Consider the following 20,587-nt stretch of genomic DNA (forward strand, 5'->3'; position numbering starts at 1 on the left):
AAGTCAACATCGAATCGCCTCCGGCTCTTCGTGTTTCCTTTATCTCGGTTGGAGCGCTCCAGGCCATACGCCGCTGACCAGGGCGCTTGCGCTTTTCTAATATATTAGTGCTGTAAAAATGCAAGTTGGATAAAGAAGAGGACAGCGAATACATATAGCAATGGATGAATTTCGCGCCATTTCCCTTTGACTAGTTTCAGAAGCGGATAGCTTATGAAACCGAGGGCAATCCCCGTTGCAATGCTTGATGTTAGTGGCATGCTCAGGACTGTCAAAAAAGCAGGAAAGGCTTCATCAAGTTCATTCCAGTGGATTTTCGCGATACTTCCCATCATTAAACTGCCGACAATGATTAATGCTGGTGCGGTAATCGCTGATATCCCGGAAACCGAACTGACAAGCGGCCCGAAAAAGGCTGACAGGATGAATAATATCGCAACCGTTAGGGAAGTTAAACCCGTCCGGCCTCCGGCTGCTACTCCTGACGATGATTCGATATAGGCCGTTGTTGGGCTCGTCCCAAACATGGCACCGACTGCCGTACCAATTGAATCGGCAAGTAATGCCTCTCTCGCTCGCGGCAATTTGCCATTTTTCATTAAACCGGCTTGATTAGCAACACCAATCATCGTACCGGTCGTATCAAAAATGGTCACTAAAATGAAAGAAAAAACAACAGCATAAAGGCTGTGCTGAATTACGTCGGTCAACGCTGTCACTGGATTAGCGATAATTAGTCCCTCCGGCAGAGTAGGCAGGGACATAAATCCTTGACTGAACTCAAGCTGGCCGGTAAAGAAAGCGATCAATCCGGTAATGACCATTCCAAAAAATATGGCACCATTGACTCGGAGCGACATCAATACAAGTGTAATCGCCAGACCCACTAGCGCTAAAAGAGCAGATGCTGAATGAAGGTCGCCGAGACCGACAAGATTAGTGGGATGAGCTGTAATGATTTTTGTAAGGCGAAGACCGATGAAGGCAATAAACAGGCCAATCCCTGCAGTAATTCCGTGTTTAAGGTTCTCCGGGATCGCGTCAATTAATTTTTCCCTAAGGGGCGTTAACGATAAGATGACGAAGATAACGCCAGCGACAAAAACAGCTGCAAAGGCCGTTTGGTAGGTAATTCCCTGATGACCGCCTACAACAGAATAAGCAAAAAAGGCGTTGAGTCCCATTCCTGGAGCAATGGCGATTGGATAATTAGCAAAAAGTGCCATCCATAATGTTGCTGCGACTGCAGCAATGATGGTCGCGGTGAACACCTGCCCGAACGGAACCCCGGCGTCTGCTAAAATGACCGGATTTACAACCACTATATAGACCATCGTAAAAAAGGTCGTAATCCCCGCAAGCAGTTCCGTTTTTGTATTTGTATTATTTTCTTTTAGTTTAAACATAGTTGTTCCTCCAAAATACGAACATTTTAATAAGGCCTAAACTATAATATTCGTTTTTAGATAAAAATACAAGAGTTACCTTCTATTTTGTTCTATTTTTGTAACAGTTATTCTGGTGCCTGATACCAAAAAAAAGAACCATCCCGTGCCAAGGATGGTTCCATTCATCAGACTATATGATTGACTTTTGCATTGCAGATTCGAGGGAGGTGTTTTTTCTTTTGTGTACAGCCTTTTGCTTGTACATTTCCTGATCGGCCATTTCGAGAATTTCCTCAGGGGTCATGACAGTCCCCGGTTTATAGTGATAAAAACCGTAACTTGCAGAGATAAAATAAGGCTTTTGCTGCGTGATATTAATCTCCTCGAAACCTAGTTTGATAGTCTTCATTACCTCTCGCACATCATTCATTTGTTTGCGAAAGAACACAATGATAAATTCATCGCCGCCCAGGCGGAATAAAATATCCACATCCGTGATATGGTGGTTGATTGTGTCACAGCAATTCTTGATGAGGTCATCACCAATGGAATGGCCGAATCGATCATTTGTCTTTTTTAAATCGTTAATATCGATATAGGCGACAATAAATTCTTGAGATTCTGGACCAGCGGACAATTGCTGGTTAAGGATATCTCCATCCCGCTTCTTCGGTTTAACACCCCCGTAAGCATGTCAATCGAAGCATGTCTAAAAAGCTCTTCCTCATTTTTTTTCAAGTCGGTGATGTCCGTAACACCAATCAAGATACAAGGTTCATCCAAGTAATCTACCAATTCTAAACTCAGCATCACCCATTTTTTTATCGTAGGTGTGATTTGCTGCTCCATACAGTAGTTTTTTATGCTTTGCTGCTCGATTAGACGCTGAAGGATATCGTGCTTTTCCTCTTGATTTTGAAACAAGAATTTTCCGTCGATGTGAGCAAGGTTGCTACTATGCAAATGGTAGTATTCAAGCGCATGTTTGTTCATGAGCAAAATTTCATTATTATCTAGTTTTGTAAGAATGAGTGGGTTGGGATTAAGGTTGAATAGGCGCCTGAAATTTTCCTCATTCTGTCTAAGTTTTAATTTATTCATAAAATCATTTTTTCGAAATGAATAGAAAGATAAGGCAATCACAAAGGAGATGACAGCGGTCCCTGTCGAGTTAATCATCTTTGATAAAAAAGCGAAGTGATCCGGTTCAAAAAAATAAAGCCCTAAGATAAAGAAAATATGAATAACCAAAAATAGCATGAGTAAGTGTCTTGGCTGGATTGGTAAAAATACAGCAACCCCTAATACTATAATGATATAGGCGTAGATATTCCCGGTAAATAGCTGGCTATTAATAGAAGAGACTGCACCGATCAACAAATAAGTAAGGATATAACTAGTGACGATGACTACTTTAGGAGCATTTTTATACCTATGATAAATGAATAGAAATAGAAGGGAGACAACAAGTCCTGTGATGTGAATGGCAGAAAGATTGATTTTAAAAGTCGGGCAGCTCAGTTTATTAAACAGGAAAAAGTCTACGATGAAAAAACAGGGATAGGTAAAAGTTAACATATAAGAAATGAGTTTAATTCGCTCATATAATTCAACGTAGTTATGATGAATAAACTCTCGGCTAGTAATAGAATTCATCATCTTTCTATTAAAAAGATCGATTGCAAAGGCCTTCAATTATCCCACCCCTTTTTTACCATTACCTCGAGTATTTTAACATAATTTGGGATACCTGTCACAAAAAAATGGGTGTCAGGCACTAGTGAAAAAGACCACCTAATGATACATCGAAAGAGCCCATTTCTGATGAAACTGTCAGAAATGGGCTGTTTTTGGTTAGGAATTAATGGTTTATTTTTACTTCTTCTGTTTGTTTTTCACCGTATATTCCTTTTGATTCAAGAAATTGCTTGATTCTTTTTAGGGCTTCTTGCAGCTGCGGCATCGAAGCTGCGTATGAGCAGCGGATGTAGCCTTCGCCGCTTTCCCCAAACACATTGCCCGGTACAACGGCCACCTTTTCCTGCATTAGCAGTTCTTCGGCAAATTGTTCGGAGCTGAGGCCAGTTGCCTTAATGGATGGGAAGACATAGAAGGCTCCTCCAGGTGTATGACAGTCCAACCCAATTTTATTCAAGGTTTGTACAACGTAGTTCCGTCTCATCCGGTAGCTTCGTTTCATTGCTTCCACTTCTTGGAAGGTATTCTTGAGTGCTTCGAGCGCGCCGTATTGGAGCATGGTTGGTGCACACATGGTGGTATATTGAAAAATTTTCAACATCACTTCAATTAATTCTTTCGGGGCAGCGAGCATCCCTAGGCGCCAGCCGGTCATCGCAAAACCTTTGGAGAAACCATTGATTAATATGGTTCGCCCGTACATGCCTTCAATCGCCGCGAAACTGGTATAGGTTTCTTCGTAGGTTAACTCTGCGTAAATCTCATCCGAGACGACGATTAAATCATGCTTTTCAACAATGGAGGCAATTTCCTTAAGTTCTTCTCGATTTAAAGTGCTGCCAGTTGGATTGTTTGGTGAACAAAACAAAATCGCCTTGGTTTTTTCCGTAATCGCCCCTTCGAGCTGTTCGGGTGTCAATTTAAATCCGTTGGCAGGTGAGGTGGAAATTGCGACAGGTGTCCCGCCGGCAATCGCTACCAATGGAGCGTAAGAAACGAAGGCAGGTTCTACAATCAGTACTTCATCGCCTTGGTTTAAAATGGCCCGAAAGGCGAGATCGATTGCTTGGCTAGCTCCAACCGTAACAATAATTTGATTTTTTGGATCATAGTTGACAGCGAATCTTGTACTAAGGTAATTAGAGATTTCCTGTCGTAATTCTAATAATCCTGGATTTGCGGTATAGGCAGTATAGCCTTGTTCCATCGATAAAATAGCTGCCTCGCGAATGTTCCAAGGCGTGATAAAGTCTGGTTCGCCCACGCCTAGGGAGATCACGTCTTTCATACTGGCTGCTAAATCGAAGAACTTCCTAATCCCAGATGGCTGTAATTCTTTAGCAGTGTTAGATAGATAGTGAGAATAATTCTTTTTCATGGTGTAATCACCATTCTCCTGTCTTTATCATCACTACTGCCAAAAACCACCCCATCATGTTTGTATTTCTTTAACATGAAATGCGTCGTGGTCGAGATGACATTTTCAATCGTCGAGAGTTTTTCCGATACAAAAGTTGCAATTTGATTCATTGTTTGCCCTTCAATGGTGATCGACAAATCGTACGCACCACTCATGAGGTAGAGAGAGGTTACTTCTGGAAAACGATAAATTCTCTCAGCAACTTCATCGAACCCTACGCCGCGCTTTGGTGTTACCTTTACATCAATCATTGCAACGATATTTTCCTCACCTTCAACTTTGCTCCAATCGATGAGCGCGGGATAACTGACGATTACTTTTTCTTCTTCTAACTTTTTAATGGTTTTTCTGACTGATTCTTCACTGCTCATCACCATTAAAGCAATTGTTTCCTCAGAGATTTTATGGTTTTCTTCGATAAGCTTTAATATTTCTAATTCTTCATTCGTTAATTTCATAAGGTGCCTCCTGATTTAAATTTCATATTATTGATTTTATAGGAGGATGGCTTTTAACTCAAATGTAAGTGTTGGGATAATTCTCTCTTTTTTGACAGTTACAATAACGCACCTTTAAAATCCGAGGGTGTCAGGCACCACATTTAGATTTTTGATTATTTAAAATTAACTGACTAGGTGAAAAATATATTGACGGGAAATCAGTGTATGTTATATAGTTTAACAATACAATGTTAGGTTATATAACATGAAATAAGGAGCCGATTCTCTTGAAAAAAATAGAAGCAATTATTCGACCGGAACGACTCACAGAGACGATTAAGGGTTTGAAAAATATGGGGATTTTAGGTTTTACTGTTTCACAAGTGGTTGGCAGAGGAAAGCAAAAGGATACGCAGGGAGTCTACCGTGGAAAAAATTATCAGGTAACCCTGCATCCTAAAGTGAAACTGGAGATTGTCCTCTCGGATTATTTGGTAGAATCCACTATTCGAACAATTGTGGATGCGGCCCAAACGGGTGAAGATGGGGACGGTAAAATATATGTTTACCCGATTTTGGAGGCCTATAACATTCGGACAGGGACAATAGATTATGATATTGAGGATTTAGCAAATAAGGAGGGATGACTTGTGGAATTAATGTACATAAATACCGTGTGGGTCGTCCTCGCAGCCGCGATGGTATTGTTCATGGAAGGTGGATTTAGTTTACTAGAGGCCGGGTTGGTCCGAACGAAAAATGCCGTCAATGTGACAATGAAAATTTTTGTAGACTTGACGATTGGTGCTTTAGCGTTTTGGCTCATCGGCTTTGGGATCATGTTTGGAAACGATGCGTTTGGATTCGTTGGGACCACCCTATTTGGAAGCCCTGAGAAAATTGCTCTTTCGATTGAACTGCCAAGTGTGGCTTTCGTGCTTTTTCAAATGGGATTTGCGGTGGCATCTGTATCGATTATTTCAGGCGCTGTCGCAGAACGAATGAACTTTAAAGCCTATGTGGTGACAGCGGCACTCATTTGCATTATTATTTACCCCCTATCTGGTCATTGGATATGGAATAGTGATGGATGGTTAGCCAAATTAGGAATGAAGGACTTTGCTGGATCTGCCGCGATTCATGCCGTCGGTGGCTTCGCTGCTTTTGCAATGGCAAAGCTATTGGGCCCGAGAAAAGGAAGATTTAATTCTGATGGAAGTTCCAATGTGTTTGCACCTAGTAATATTCCGTTAGCTTCTGCCGGTGCCTTTATCTTATGGTTCGGGTGGTTTGCGTTTAATGCGGGGAGTACATTGGATGCTTCCAGTTCCGCACTCGCTCCGATTGCCATCAACACCATGCTAGCGGGGGCAAGCGGGGGAGCGACGGCACTATTCATGACGATGAAAAAGTTTGGAAAAGCTGATCCGAGTATGACGATAAACGGGGTGTTGGCTGGACTGGTTGCCATCACAGCAGGCTGTGCCTTTGTTTCGGAGTGGAGCGCCGTTCTCATTGGCGCAATAAGTGGTACGCTCGTAATTTATACCACCCTTTTTGTCGATTATTTGAAAGTGGATGATCCGGTCGGTGCCGTTGCGGTTCATGGTTTCAGCGGGGTTTTCGGAACGATTGCGGTTGGATTGTTTGATACAACGCAAGGATTATTGACAACGGGACATGTCTCATTATTAGAAGTGCAGCTTTTAGGCGCTGTTGTCGTGATTGTTTGGGGGTTACTCGGCGGTACTTTTATCGCGAAGGTATGCGAAAAAACAGTCGGTTTCAGAGCAACAGAGCGGGAAGAAGAAGAAGGCTTGGATATGTCCTACCATGGCATTCCTGCTTACAATGAATTAGAGCGGTTTACGGATTTGCCGACTAGCCTGTTTAATTTTGAAGAAACCACAGGAATTACGGTTGCTTCTCCAGTTAGTCGTAAAGAAAACGTGGTTTGATGCAGGCATCATACTTCTTAAATTAAAATAAGCCGAAATAAACAAGTTCTCATTTAGAACCTGTCTATTTTCGGCTTTTTATTTTGGTTTTTTATCTAAATCAATGCATCCAAACGGTAGAAAAGAAAGGACGAAATGGACTAGTCAGATTTAATATTTTGCTAAGTTATTATGAAAATTGTAAATAATTAGTTAATGGTTGTAAAGAATGAGTGATTCGTCTTCTTTTTCTGGCGAATTTTTATATCATGGGATTGTACCAAATTTTGAAACAATCAAGGAGGAAGAAAAAAATGAAGGATTTAAAAAAATGGATGTTAGTGTTAATGGCGTCTTTCATGTTGTTAGGAGCTGCCTCAGGTTGTAGCAATACAAAAACAGATGCGGATACAGAGCAAAATCAAGATAGTGGCAATACAGATTCCCAAGACAGCGGATCTGATGATGGGACAGAAGAATCTGGGAAATAATATAAAAAATACTGGATTTGAAGGACTGATAACAAGGTGACCTAAACTTTTGGGCACCTTGTTTTTTTGTTTATTTTTCTGGGCACTCCGACATATGTGGACTGTGCTAAAACTACTAATTATGAAAAACAACACTAAAATTCCCCTGTTTTTCTTTATATTTCTTTAACTCTACTTAACCTCTAGTTTACAAAGCGGGAGTAAGATGAAGCGTGTAAGTAATACATATCAAAAGGGGATGTTTTTTATGAAACGGAAAAAGATACTGACTGTTTCGCTAGCTTCATTGATACTTGGTTCAACGTCGGCCTATGCTGGCTACACACAAATTGTCGGCCCTAAGGCAGATGGAACGGCGGTTACTTCTCATGGGTGGCCTGTTACTCCTTCTGGTCAACAAGTAACGCTTGGTGATTTCCCAATGGGTGGTGTGTTAAGCCCGGATCACCGTTATCTTATTGTTTCCAATGATGGACAAGGTGAACAGTCTCTTCAAGTGGTTGACGTTAACACCCAGAAGGTCATACAGACCATCCCATACAAATCTCCTGAATCGCTCTATTTTGGGGTCGCATTCAGCAACGATGGAAAAACCGTCTATGCTTCAGCGGGAGGCAATAACAAAATCCGTGTCTATGGATTTGAAAATGGAACGTTAACTGAAAAAGCTCCAATCATGCTTAAAGACAGCAGCAAAACAAACTTTTATCCTGCTGGAATTGCTGTTTCCAAGGATGGAAAGTCGCTCATAGTTGCGAATAATTTAAATCATTCCGTTTCAAAAATTGACCTTGCCACAAATCAAATCGTAAAAACAACCGCTGTTGGGAAACATCCTTATGCAGCTGTAGTGAGTAATGATGGGAAATCCCTTTATGTCAGTAACTGGGGTGAAAGCAGCATCAGTGTGGTGGATCCAGAAACGCTGACGATCAAAAACACCATTCCAGTCGGACTGCATCCGAATGCGTTGATTGAAGATGCAGCGAACGGCAAACTCTTTGTATCCAATTCCGACAGTGATTCCGTTTCGATCATCGACACGAAACAACAAAAAGAAATCAAAACCATTTCGCTAAGCCCTTATAAAAATGCGCCTGCGGGAAGTCAGCCCAATGCTTTAACGTTAAGCGAGGATGGCAAAACTTTATACGTTACCAACGGTGGAAATAACGACGTAGCGGTCATTGACCTGCAAAAAGGTGAAGTAAAGGGGTTTATTCCAACTGCTTGGTATCCAAGCGGTATATATTTACATGATGACAAATTAATGGTTCTCAATGCCAAGGGCCTTGGTGCTGGATCAAACCGGGAAGGACAGTATATCGGGAATATGATGAAAGGAACAATGTCCTTTATCGACGTTCCGAGCGAAAAACAGCTGAAGAAATATACGAAACAAGTGGAAAAGAATAATGAAGAATTGAAACCAACAGGTTCCAGTGCAAGCAAAAAGTTCCCAATCCCTCGCTTGGAAGGCCAAGAATCACCGATTAAGCATGTCATTTATGTGATCAAGGAAAATCGTACGTATGACCAGGTATTTGGGGATATGGAAAAAGGAAATGGCGACCCGAGCTTAACCATTTTTGGTAAAGATATTACACCAAATATTCATAAGCTGGCCGATCAATTCGTTTTATTAGACAACTTTTATGCAAATGCTGAAATCAGTGCTCAAGGGCATAACTGGTCTACTGCTGCACAGGCTAACGACTATGTAGAGAAAAACTGGCTTGCTAACTATTCGGGTCGTAACCGCGGCTATGACTTTGAAGGGGGCAATGAAGCAGCCTATCCGAAAGCAGGATTCTTATGGACGAATGCTGCTCGTTCGGGGGTATCCTTTAGAAGCTATGGTGAATTCGTTAATTATGACAGCAAGACAGGAAAATATGTGGCTGCAGAAGCTAGCCTAGGCAATAATTTTGACCCTGACTATCCTTCTTATAATCTTAAAATTTCGGACTTGACCCGCTATGATGCGTGGGAAGAAGAATTTAATCAATATGTAGATAATGGGAATCTTCCGCAGCTGCAAATCGTTCGATTGCCAAACGACCATACGCTCGGAACAAGACCCGGAGAACTAACACCGCAAGCCATGGTTGCACAAAACGACTATGCACTCGGTAAGCTAGTCGATAAGGTTAGTAACTCACCTTATTGGAAAGATACAGCCATATTTGTTACCGAAGATGATGCACAGAATGGTTGGGATTCCGTGGACGCCCACCGCACGACATCGCTTGTAATCAGTCCTTACACCCAAACAGGCAGAGTGGACAGCACCATGTACGATACAACATCGATGCTTCGCACCATGGAAATGATTTTAGGGATGAAACCAATGACACAGTTTGATGCATCAGCAGCGCCAATGGTTAATTCATTTACCCATAAACCAAACTTTTCACTATTTAAAGTGGAAGAGCCAACTTATCCACTTGACAGGAAAAATGGAGAAACAGCACCGATGGCTCAAGAGTCTAAAAAACTAGATTTCTCAGGCGTTGACCATGCTGATTCAGAAAAATTGAACAAAATTCTCTGGAAAGCTACAAAAGGAGATAAACCATATCCAGCCGAAAAAAAGAATAATTAAATAATCTAAAGAGGGTGACCCCAAAAGCGGGTGTCAGGCACCATTCGTAAATGCTGTAAATTCGTAAGAGTTCAATACAGTATTCTGTCAGTGATACCAGACATCCATGGGTCACCCTTTTATTGTTGCATATGGACTTATACTACTATTTTAAAAGGATGGTATTAAAAAATGATTCGATTTATTGAAGGATCGATGAAACGGTCCGTTTTGATCCTGACATGTGTTGTCCTGATTATCGCCTGGGGGGCCATTTCTGCAATTCAGATGCAGCGAGATTACTTACCACCGATTAACAACACTGCCTTGATGGTAACGATTCAGGCCGATAAATATCAATCGGATCAGGTCAAACAAATCCTTACCTCAAAAGTGGAGGAAGCGGTCGGATCTGTTGATAAGCTTGATTATCTTGAAACAAACTCTTTTGATGGCGGTTTAATGGCCAGCCTCTATTTTCCTGGCCACACCGATATGGAAAAGGCGGAAACTGAAGTAAGGGCGGCTGTGGATAAAATTAGCTTACCAGTCGGTGTAAAACCACCATTGATTACACGGGTCAGTACGAACTCTTTCCCTGTTATGCGAGTAAGCTTGACGAATAATGCCGGAAAAATCGATGAAAACCAATTACGTACATCTATTCAAGATAAAGTGGTGAATGAAATCAAGCGTGTTCCAGGAGTTAGAGAAGTCCGTGTAACCGGGGCAGGGAGTTCCGGTTACGTGTTGACATTGAAAGCAGACGCACTCCAAAAATATGGGATAACCCTAAAAGATGTCCAAAATGCTTTAGGCTCCCTTCATCCAGAATGGCCGCAGGGAACAATCAAAGAAAAGGGCGGACCTGATGGCCAAATATCGATGCCAATCCGTGTGACCGATTGGACAATTAATAGTGCAGACTTAAAAGGTGTAAAGATACCTGTTAGCGGAGGGAAAACAGTAAGTTTACAGGAAGTAGCAGACATTGAGAGTAGTATTGTTGATTTACAAACGATTTCAAGAACAGCAGGGCAGCCGAGTGTTCTGCTCGATGTCTTAAAGACACCTTCTTCAAACATTACAGATGTGACAGAACGGATCAACGAAAGGATCAAAGAAATTCCTGAAATCGAATCAGGAACAGTCCATCTTTCTATCTTATTGGATCAGGGAAAAGACATAAACGCTGCTTTAAAGGGTCTGATCAAAGAGGGGATATTGGGGATTTTGTTCTCCATTATCTGTGTATTTTTATTTTTCAAGAATGTCCGTTCGACATTAATTATTGTCTTATCCTTGCCTATCTGCCTTCTTGGTGCGACAGCGATCCTCAAAGCGATGGATGTTAGTTTGAATATCTTAACCATTTCTGGATTAATTGTCGCAATGGGCCGAGTGGTGGATGATTCAATTGTTGTCATCGATAATATGTACAGAAAACAAATGGAAAAATACAACAGACAGATCACTATTCAGCATTTGGCTAGCGGGGTAGTAGAAATGATCCCAGCTATTGTTGCCTCCACTGCCACCACCGTTGCTGTGTTTCTGCCTATAAGTATTATCGGCGGAATCATTAGTTCTGCATTTTCTGGATTTGCCTGGTCGGTGGTCATCGCCCTTGTGACATCTCTTGCTGTATCTATTATTGTCGTCCCAGCCTTAGCCCACTTATTATGGAAAAAATGGCCGATGAATAAGTCAGTGGAATTAGAGACAAGAGCGCAAAACCTTCTTCATTGGGCGTTTTTGAAGAAAAAAATAGTAGTAGGAATTACCCTGGTGCTTTTTGCGATTACTATTGCAGAAGCCTTCGTTCTGCCAGTTAACTTTTTTCCAAGAGGAAATTCAAAGGATGTGGCCATCCAGGTCGAGCTTCCTGAAGGAGTACAGCTTTCTGATGTGGATTCGGAAGTGAAAAATATCGAAACCATCTTAAAAAATGATCCTGAGGTAGAAACATATACTTCCACTCTTGGTTCGACATTTACACCGATGTTTGATGATGTCTTTGATGAAGGCGGCGGTTGGATACAAAAGCAAAATGTCGCCAATATTTCAGTAGGGGTCAAAGATCAAACTAATATCGATTTATTCGTAAAAAAAGTGCGCCAGCAGTTTGGCACATTATCAACATCTTCCGTCTATACTGTATCTAATCAGAATATTTCTGGAGATGATTCCCGCTTAAAGGTCATTTTAACGGGGGCTGACCAGCAAAATCTGGCCAAAGCTGCCATTATGGTCAGAAGTAAGCTGCAGATGATTCCTGGTTTAAGTATGGAGGGAGCGGCAAATGATGCAGATGCATCCATGAAACATTATCTTTCACTACATCAGGAAGAAATTCAACGCTTGGGTATAAATGTCGATGAAGTTCTTAATCGGATCGATCACTATTTACCAAAGGAACTAAGGATGGATGTTTCTTCTAGCGACCGGAATATCCCAATTGCCCTTCGGTTAGACAATGAGAAAAGTCTATTGGCAGCGGGTGACCCAGATCCTGAAAAAACGATTCTATCTAAAATTGGCAATGAAATGTTTACCGCCAAGGACGGTTCGAGGGTGTCGCTGGCGGAAATTACGACATTGGAGACCAGTAATCAATCGGTGATCAGTGAGCGGGAAGGTCGTCCATTTGCTGCTGTGACAGGAAATATTATTACTCGAGATATCGGGAAGGTAACAAAACAAGTAAATGAAACCATGAAAGGTTTGGACCTGCCTGAAGGCATTGATTATTCGCTTGGAGGGATCTCTCAGCAAGTGAAACAAATGGTAATTGAGATGAGTCTTGCTCTGGCACTGTCTCTTTTGCTAGTCTTGATGATTGTGAGCAGTGTTTTTCGCGGCTGGTATGCACCCGTTTCAGTCATTATCTGCATTCCGCTGGCGTTAATAGGATCAGTATGGAGCATGGCTTTCTTCGGAATGGAGTGGAATCTCGCTGCATTAATTGGAATATTGATGCTCACTGGTATTGTCGTCACCAATGGAATTGTACTTGTCGATAAAATTGAACGGAACCTTTCCGAAGGGCTGGAACCAAAACAAGCAATTCTACTAGGAACGTCTACACGGGTTCGGCCAGTGTTAATGACTGCGGGAACAACCGTCTTAACCTTACTGCCCTTAGCTTTCTCAAGTTCCGGGAACACGATTATTTCACAAACGCTTGGGGTTGTCGTCGTGGGCGGAATGATTAGCTCCACACTGATCAGCCTTGTGGTTATCCCGATTCTGTACCAATGGCTCAGTGGAAAGGTTAGAAAAATGCAGGCAAAACAACAACAGTTGTCAGCATAATAACTATAAAGCAAATATCACCTGCCTAAGAAGGTTGGTGATATTTCTATTTTTAAAGAAAGCTAGATTTTAAGAAGAAACCGACAAAAGTTTACAAACAACATCAAATCTTTACAAAACTATACAAAGCATTAATACTCAGTTAACAAAAAAGGATTAATCTAATACCTGTAAACAACCAATAATAATTCTTAGGGGGATTCAAACAAATGAAAAGATTGAAAAACTTAAGCCTACTTACATTGCTCGCTGCGTTAATGGTATTCATGGCTGCTTGTGGAGGCGCAGCTTCTACAGAGAAGACAGAAGGAACTGCGAAGAAAGAAACGCCAAAAACTGAGGAAACGAAAGAACTTTCTGGCTCATTAATTATTTCTGGCTCTTCTGCGATGCAGCCTCTTGTGGCAGCTGCAGCTGAAGAATTCATGGCTACTAATCCTAAAGTTGATATACAAGTAAATGCGGGTGGATCTGGTACAGGCTTATCACAAGTTGCTGAAGGATCTGTTCAAATTGGTAACTCTGATGTTTTTGCTGAAGAAAAAGAAGGAATTCCAGCTGATCAGATTGTTGACCATAAAGTAGCTGTAGTAGGGATGACTGCTGCCGTTAACCCTAAAGTAGGGATTAAAGATATTAAAAAAGCGGATTTAATTAAAGTTTTCACTGGAAAAATCACAAACTGGAAAGAACTTGGTGGAGCAGATCAAAAAATCGTTCTTGTAAACCGTCCTGATTCTTCTGGAACTAGAGCAATTTTTAATAAATTTGCCCTTGATGGAGCAACCCCAGCTGAAGGAATCACGGAAGATTCTTCAAACACAGTTAAAAAGATTATTAATGAAACTGATGGTGCAATTGGTTACCTTGCTTTCTCGTATTTCACTGATGAAACAGTAACACCTCTTGCCATTGACGGTGTTGAACCAACTGCAGAAAATGTACAATCAGGTAAATTCCCAGTTTGGGCTTACCAACACTCTTATACTAAGGGTGAGGCAACAGATCTTGCAAAAGCATTCCTTGATTATATGATGTCAGATGATATCCAAAATACTTTATTACAAGAGCAAGGATACCTTCCTGTAACAAAAATGCAAGTTGAACGTGATGCACAAGGCACTCAAAAAAATCTTTAAGACCAGTTTATAATGTAAAAGATTGATATAAAAGTAGATAGGATTTTACCATTCCTTTCTACTTTTTTTTTTCTAGGAACCTTAAAATTCAACTCAGTAATTAATATTACATGTGTTTAGTAGATGATAGAAAAACTTATATCTAGGAGGATATCACATTGAATAAGAATAGCATGGTAAAAAAGGGTGCCGCTGTCGCTCTAACACTTGCGTTAACCATTCCTGCCGTCACACCAGCGTTTGCTGCAGGTAATAGTCAAGTCAAGATTGACTCTGTTAAATTTAATGGAATGCCTGCCCCAACTACTATCGATAAAATGGTAGAAACGTATACAAGCGCTACTGTTGATGTTAAATACAGCAATGGAAAAGTTAAAACGTTCCCGCTATCATACAAACGACTTTTTAAATCAGAAGATAAAATCGCTATGAACAACGGTGAATTAATTCCAGCAGGAACTCCGATTGATTATTACGGAGATCCGATCATGGATACTAGTGTTCCTGGGAAATCCACACCATTTGTTTCAGATGCACCGGATTCAAACAGCTTACTAAATCCAATTAACGGAAAGATTTATATGGTTACACATTATGAATATCAGACATTAGATGCGGCTGGTAATTCTGCTTATGGAATTGTTCCTGCTTCCATGTCCTTAACGACTTTAGACCAAGATAAGAAGACTGGTGAATTGAAAGCTGAAGCGGTTAAGAAAATTGATTTTTCAGATGTGAATGGACTTTGGATTCCTTGTAATGGTTCCCTCTCCCCATGGAATACTCATTTAGGGTCGGAAGAGTATGAGCCGGACGCACGCAACTATGAATTTGATGCCAAGTCATCGGCAAGAACTTCCGTTGAAAGCTTTTCACAGCTTTACTTTGGTGATAAATTAAAAGCAAATCCATATTTCTATGGCTACGTTCCAGAAATCCAAGTGAAGAAAAACGGTAAAGTAAAAGTAGAAAAACACTACAGTCTGGGCCGCTTCTCTCATGAATTAATGAAAATGATGCCTGACAATCGTACAGCCTACTTTGGTGATGACGGCGGAAATACAGGTATGTTCATGTATGTAGCCGATAAAGCGAAAGATTTATCAGCTGGTACATTATACGCTGCTAAATTCGTCCAAACTGGGACTGAAAATGGCGGTTCAGGAAATTTAGAATGGGTTAAGCTAGGACATGCCAATGATAAGGAAATTCAAGCGATCATAGAGAAAGATATTAAATTCAGTGACATCTTTGAAACGTCTGATACAGCGCAACCAGGTTTTAAAGCGATTAAACAATATTCCTACGGAAAAACAGAATATGTAAAACTTAAGCCTGGTATGGAAAAAGCGGCAGCTTTTCTTGAATCACGCCGGTATGCAGCGTACCTTGGTGCTACTACCGAATTCAACAAAATGGAAGGTGTAACATATAACGCCAAAGATAACAAGGTGTATATCGCTATTTCCGACCAAAGCGGCAGCATGGAAAAAGACACCACAGGAACTGCACCTTCAGATGATATTCAATTGCCAAAAATTAAGTCCGGTGTAACTTATCAATTAGACTTAAAGAGCGCTCAAAAAGATAACAGCGGTCGCGGCATTCTGAGTAAATATGTAGCTACAACGATGTCAGGTTTACTTGCAGGTGAAGACCTTGCAACGGCTGATGCTTACGGTAATACAGCGAATGTAGATAAAGTAGCTAGTCCTGACAACTTAAGCTACTCTGAAGAAATGAAAACCTTATTTATTGGCGAAGATAGCAGTAAGCATACGAATAACTATGTATGGGCTTATAATGTCGATACGAAAGAGTTAACACGTATTTTATCGAACCCAGCAGGAGCGGAATCTACTGGATTGTTCGCGGCTGATGATCGTAATGGTTTCTCTTATATTATGAGTAACTTCCAACATCCTGGTGATGAATTAGACGCTAAAGCTATTACTGCCGTTAATAAAGAAGAGTTAAAGAACGCAATGGAAAAAGAAATTGGAATTAATAAAACAGGCGGTGTTGGTTATATCTCTGGACTTCCGTCATTTACAAATATGCCAGATTTCACAGCTCCTGCGGCTGCAACCATTAACCAAGTAACGGATCAATCCACATCTGTAACTGGGAAAGCCGAAGCGAACGCAACGGTTAAGCTTTATATCAATGGAAAATATCAAAAGAGTACCACTGTTGATAAAAATGGTCAGTATAAATTTAGCATTGCTAAACAACGTGCAGCAACAGAAATAAAGATTACAGTAACTGATGAAGCTGGGAATGTAAGCACTGCAAAGAGTATTAAAGTTGTCGATAAGACAGCCCCGGCTAAACCTTCTGTAAATAAAGTAACCTATAAATCTACTATTGTTACAGGAAAAGCTGAAATTGGCTCGACTGTCTATGTTTATAATGGAAAAAAATATGTAGGTAAAACAACGACAGATGCAAAAGGAAATTACAAAGTAAATATTAAAACGCAGAAAAAACGCACAACCTTAACGATTTATGTTCATGATAAGGCTGGTAATAAAAGCAGTTCAGTTACCATTAAAGTGAATTAAGAACAAACAAGCTGGGTGTCAGGCACCATGTGAAATTTTCACATGGTGCCTGACACCTTTTCTTTTTTTGTTAAGGATAAGTTAAGGAACTGACAAGATAATAGGCTCATCAAATAAATAACTTCCTTGCTGGCTGAGGGCGCAATTGCAGTGGGGGAGCGAAGGAGTAGGAATAGATGAAGAAGTTGATTTGGATTCTTGTTAGTGTTGTAGTTATTGGGTTTGTCGGGTTTCAATATTATAAATCAAAAACGGTGAGCTCGGAGGCAACAGCTCAAACTCGAACGGCTGTTGTTCAACAAGGGAAACTAGAAGTGAAGATTAGTGGTTCAGGTACGGTTGAACCAGTAACAAGTGAAGATATTAAAGCAACAGATGATAATAATGAAATCGATGAAGTCTTGGTTTCAGCAGGTGACAAAGTAAGTGAGGGGGATGAATTAATTACCTTCACGGATGATAGTGATCCGATTACAGCTCCTGCTGACGGGACGATTACCACGGTTTCTGTTTTAGAAGGAGAACGGGTAACGAATGGTCAGGTGGTCGCCCATCTAACCGATTACAAGGATCTACAAACGGTTGTTGCAGTGGATGAGTTAGACATTACAAAAATTAAAAAGAAGCAGACAGTCAGCTTAACTGTAAGTGCGTATCCTGACACTACTTATACAGGAAAGGTAACGGCGATTGCTGCTGAGGGAACATCTGCGAACGGAACATCGACTTTTGATGTCACCATTCACATTGATAAACCTAAAAATTTAAAAGTCGGGATGAGTACGGAAGCTAGTATTTTAACTCAAAGTAAGGAAAATGCTCTTTATGTTCCTGTCGATGGAGTTTATACAAATAATAACGAGAAATATGTGATTGTGACTGCGGCTTCGACGGATTCAAGTTCCGATGCATCAGCGGGCACAAGCCAGCAAAAAACGGTAAAGACAGGAATTTCTACGGATGAATATGTAGAACTAACAGAAGGAGTAACCGCAGGTGAAACGATTCAATTACCGGAACTTGCCACAAGCAGCTCAACTAACAGTCAAGGTGGTATGATGAGAGGCAATATGGGCGGCATGGGCGCGATGACTGGCGGCGGTATGCCTCCTAGTGGAAATGGACAAGGAGCGCAAAGCGGAAAGGGTGGTAATTAATGAGTACACCGATAATTCAAATTAAAAATATGATGAAAACCTATCGGCTTGGCGGTGAAATGGTCCATGCCCTCAATGATGTATCATTAGAAATCCAAAAGGGTGAATTTCTAGCCATCATTGGTCCGTCTGGGTCAGGGAAATCGACCCTAATGAACATGCTGGGCTGCCTTGATCGGCCGAATAAAGGGACTTATCACCTTGATGGCAGAGATATTGGGAAAATGGATGACAATAGTTTAGCAACGATTCGGAATCGGAAGATCGGGTTTATTTTTCAAAACTTTAACTTATTAGGTAAGCTCTCCGCACTTGAAAATGTGGAATTGCCCTTGTTATATGCCGGTGTACCTACACGTGAAAGGCGTGAGCGGGCATTAGACGGATTGGATAAGGTTGGCTTGAAGGATCGCGCCGGCCACCTGCCAACCCAGCTTTCCGGAGGGCAGCAACAACGGGTGGCGATTGCGAGAGCTTTGGTTGGCCAGCCATCGATTCTCCTCGCCGATGAACCAACCGGTGCCCTTGATAGTAAAACTAGCAAAGAGATCCTTCTTTTAATGAAGGAACTGAATGAATTAGGGCATACGATTATTTTAATCACACATGATCTGGAAATCGCAAAACAAGCAAAAAGAATGGTTAGTATTCAAGACGGCCAGCTCTTTGAGAATGGAGGTGTCCTGCTTGGGAATGTTGCAATCCATTAAAATGGCGCTACGGAGTATCCGAAGCAATAAACTCCGGGCAGTCTTGACGATGCTCGGCATCATTATTGGAGTTTCGTCAGTTATCGTCCTAGTTTCGATTGCCCAGGGGTCAGCGAAAAACGTCACCAGTCAAATCAATCAATTGGGAACCAACCTTTTGACGGTAAATACCTATAGTACCGATATTGAACTAACGGAGGATAAAATTAGTGAGTTAAGTGAGATCGATGGCGTGAAAGCTGTTGCACCGGTTGTTTCTGGCCGGGTCTATGTGAAAAAAGAGCGGACCTCCTCCCAGATTACCTTAACAGGAACAAATGCGGCCTATTCATCTGTTCGTGATGCAAAGGTCACTCAAGGGCGCTTTATTACCGATTTAGATGTCGAGTACCGCCAAAAGATTGCCGTCCTCGGTTCGGAAACAGCTAGCACCTTTTTCGGCACAGAGAATCCGATCGGTCAATACATTCAGGTGTCAGGCACCTCGTTTAAAGTAGTAGGAGTACTGGCTTCGAAAGGAAGCTCACTCGGACAGAGCGGGGATAATGTGGTTATTGTCCCGTTGAGCACGGGTCAGCGTTTAGTTGGCAGCACGACCATTAGTACCGTTTATTTGCAGGGCAAAAGCGAGGATCAGATGGATTTCGTGATGAATGAGGTTAAAATGGCACTCGCCAGTATGTATCCGGGAAAAAGTGATTATTATGGTGTAACAAACCAGCAGGATGTGATGGACACGATGAGTTCGGTTTCTGATACCATGACTATGATGCTAGGAGGAATCGCTAGTATTTCCTTACTTGTCGGCGGTATTGGCATCATGAATATCATGCTAGTATCGGTTTCAGAACGGACGAAGGAAATTGGGATTAGAAAAGCTATTGGAGCCAAACGTCGAGATGTGCTCTTACAATTTTTAATTGAGGCCGTGGTGCTAAGTTCGATGGGGGGCTTGATTGGAATTCTGTTTGGATTAGGGTTAGGAAAAATGGTATCTTCTTTGATGAGTTTAAGCATTGCCTACTCACCAACCGTGATTCTATCATCGTTCCTATTCTCGCTCGCCGTGGGTGTGGTCTTCGGAGTATTCCCAGCCAATAAAGCATCTAAATTGAATCCGATTCAGGCACTTCGCTATCAGTAGGATTTCAGAAAGAAAAGAGCACGCTTTACACGAAATAGTCAAAACAAATCTAAGAAATGAGGAGAATGTATATGAAAAAAACGAGAAAAGCACACTTATGGATTGGTCTAATCTGTTCCATCTTTATCTTAATCGAGTCGGTAACGGGATTGTTGATGAATGAACCTTGGTTAATTGGCCAGACACAAATGGAAGGAAATAAAGGTAATTTCCAGCCAGGACAGTTTAATCGTGGAGCTATGCAACAAGGAACAACAACCAATTCAGGACAAACTCAAGCCCAAACTGGAACAAACGCAAACGGCCAAACAGGTCAAACTGCAGCACAAAATCAATTCCCAGGCCGACCTGGAGCCGGCGGTGAAGGCGGAACTACTTCAATCACAGGGATCATCAGGGGTCTCCACGAAGGAAAAATCGGTACAACAAATGTAAAATGGCTGGTCGACTTAGTGGCGATCGCGTTAATCTTCTTAACCGGTTCAGGCATTTACCTATCCATGAAAGTCCTCAAAGCTGATAAAAAGAGAAGAAAACGTAATACTGACGGGCAAGTAGCGTAATTCAGGAATACAGTTAAGGTTGGGTGTCAGGCACCAT

General features: G+C 41.4%; 16 protein-coding genes. 11 read left to right on the top strand and 5 right to left on the bottom strand.

Features of this window, described 5'->3' with window-relative positions:
• Window positions 1-104 precede the first annotated feature (104 nt).
• The 5 genes from V7659_RS00765 to V7659_RS00785 all read right to left on the bottom strand — a co-directional run bounded on the left by V7659_RS00765 (window position 105) and on the right by V7659_RS00785 (window position 4,964).
• Window positions 105-1,406, bottom strand: a complete 1,302-nt coding sequence (locus tag V7659_RS00765) for an NCS2 family permease (protein ID WP_335537484.1) — start codon at window positions 1,404-1,406, stop codon at window positions 105-107.
• A gap of 172 nt (window positions 1,407-1,578) precedes the next feature.
• Window positions 1,579-2,025: a GGDEF domain-containing protein gene (locus V7659_RS00770; protein WP_335537485.1), complete on the bottom strand. Its 447-nt coding sequence runs from the start codon at window positions 2,023-2,025 to the stop codon at window positions 1,579-1,581.
• Window positions 1,965-3,083, bottom strand: a complete 1,119-nt coding sequence (locus tag V7659_RS00775; protein WP_335537486.1) for a PAS domain S-box protein — start codon at window positions 3,081-3,083, stop codon at window positions 1,965-1,967. The genes V7659_RS00770 and V7659_RS00775 overlap by 61 nt, the downstream gene beginning before the upstream one ends.
• A gap of 166 nt (window positions 3,084-3,249) precedes the next feature.
• A complete protein-coding gene (locus V7659_RS00780) occupies window positions 3,250-4,464 on the bottom strand; it encodes an aminotransferase (RefSeq protein WP_335537487.1) in 1,215 nt (404 codons plus the stop codon).
• Window positions 4,461-4,964: an Lrp/AsnC family transcriptional regulator gene (locus V7659_RS00785; RefSeq protein WP_335537488.1), complete on the bottom strand. Its 504-nt coding sequence runs from the start codon at window positions 4,962-4,964 to the stop codon at window positions 4,461-4,463. The genes V7659_RS00780 and V7659_RS00785 overlap by 4 nt, the downstream gene beginning before the upstream one ends.
• A gap of 269 nt (window positions 4,965-5,233) precedes the next feature.
• Between V7659_RS00785 and V7659_RS00790 the strand changes: the two genes are divergently transcribed.
• From V7659_RS00790 to V7659_RS00840, 11 genes are all read left to right on the top strand, one after another.
• The gene (locus V7659_RS00790; protein ID WP_144550502.1) at window positions 5,234-5,593 is read left to right on the top strand and encodes a P-II family nitrogen regulator; all 360 of its coding nucleotides are present in this window, start codon (window positions 5,234-5,236) and stop codon (window positions 5,591-5,593) included.
• Window positions 5,594-5,596: 3 nt separating this feature from the next.
• Window positions 5,597-6,904: an ammonium transporter gene (locus tag V7659_RS00795; protein ID WP_335537489.1), complete on the top strand. Its 1,308-nt coding sequence runs from the start codon at window positions 5,597-5,599 to the stop codon at window positions 6,902-6,904.
• 293 nt (window positions 6,905-7,197) lie between these two features.
• Entirely contained in the window at window positions 7,198-7,374 is a 177-nt protein-coding gene (locus V7659_RS00800; RefSeq protein ID WP_335537490.1) for a hypothetical protein, read from the top strand.
• A gap of 247 nt (window positions 7,375-7,621) precedes the next feature.
• The gene (locus V7659_RS00805) at window positions 7,622-9,979 is read left to right on the top strand and encodes a glutaminyl-peptide cyclotransferase (protein WP_335537491.1); all 2,358 of its coding nucleotides are present in this window, start codon (window positions 7,622-7,624) and stop codon (window positions 9,977-9,979) included.
• A gap of 171 nt (window positions 9,980-10,150) precedes the next feature.
• Window positions 10,151-13,273 carry an efflux RND transporter permease subunit gene (locus tag V7659_RS00810; RefSeq protein ID WP_335537492.1) on the top strand — a complete coding sequence of 1,041 codons (3,123 nt, stop codon included), beginning with the start codon at window positions 10,151-10,153 and terminating at the stop codon, window positions 13,271-13,273.
• A 209-nt stretch (window positions 13,274-13,482) separates the two neighbouring features.
• Window positions 13,483-14,412: a phosphate ABC transporter substrate-binding protein gene (locus tag V7659_RS00815; RefSeq protein ID WP_335537493.1), complete on the top strand. Its 930-nt coding sequence runs from the start codon at window positions 13,483-13,485 to the stop codon at window positions 14,410-14,412.
• 173 nt (window positions 14,413-14,585) lie between these two features.
• The gene (locus V7659_RS00820; protein WP_335537496.1) at window positions 14,586-16,976 is read left to right on the top strand and encodes an Ig-like domain-containing protein; all 2,391 of its coding nucleotides are present in this window, start codon (window positions 14,586-14,588) and stop codon (window positions 16,974-16,976) included.
• Window positions 16,977-17,152: 176 nt separating this feature from the next.
• Complete coding sequence (locus V7659_RS00825) at window positions 17,153-18,133, top strand: HlyD family efflux transporter periplasmic adaptor subunit (protein ID WP_335537494.1); 981 nt, start codon at window positions 17,153-17,155, stop codon at window positions 18,131-18,133.
• Window positions 18,133-18,843: an ABC transporter ATP-binding protein gene (locus tag V7659_RS00830; protein WP_283875998.1), complete on the top strand. Its 711-nt coding sequence runs from the start codon at window positions 18,133-18,135 to the stop codon at window positions 18,841-18,843. Before V7659_RS00825 ends, V7659_RS00830 begins: the two co-directional genes overlap by 1 nt.
• Window positions 18,827-19,987 carry an ABC transporter permease gene (locus V7659_RS00835; RefSeq protein WP_335537497.1) on the top strand — a complete coding sequence of 387 codons (1,161 nt, stop codon included), beginning with the start codon at window positions 18,827-18,829 and terminating at the stop codon, window positions 19,985-19,987. The genes V7659_RS00830 and V7659_RS00835 overlap by 17 nt, the downstream gene beginning before the upstream one ends.
• A gap of 71 nt (window positions 19,988-20,058) precedes the next feature.
• Complete coding sequence (locus tag V7659_RS00840; protein ID WP_335537495.1) at window positions 20,059-20,550, top strand: PepSY-associated TM helix domain-containing protein; 492 nt, start codon at window positions 20,059-20,061, stop codon at window positions 20,548-20,550.
• Window positions 20,551-20,587 lie beyond the last annotated feature (37 nt).

Source organism: Neobacillus drentensis, from assembly GCF_036966985.1.
GTDB lineage: Bacteria > Bacillota > Bacilli > Bacillales > Cytobacillaceae > Neobacillus > Neobacillus drentensis_E.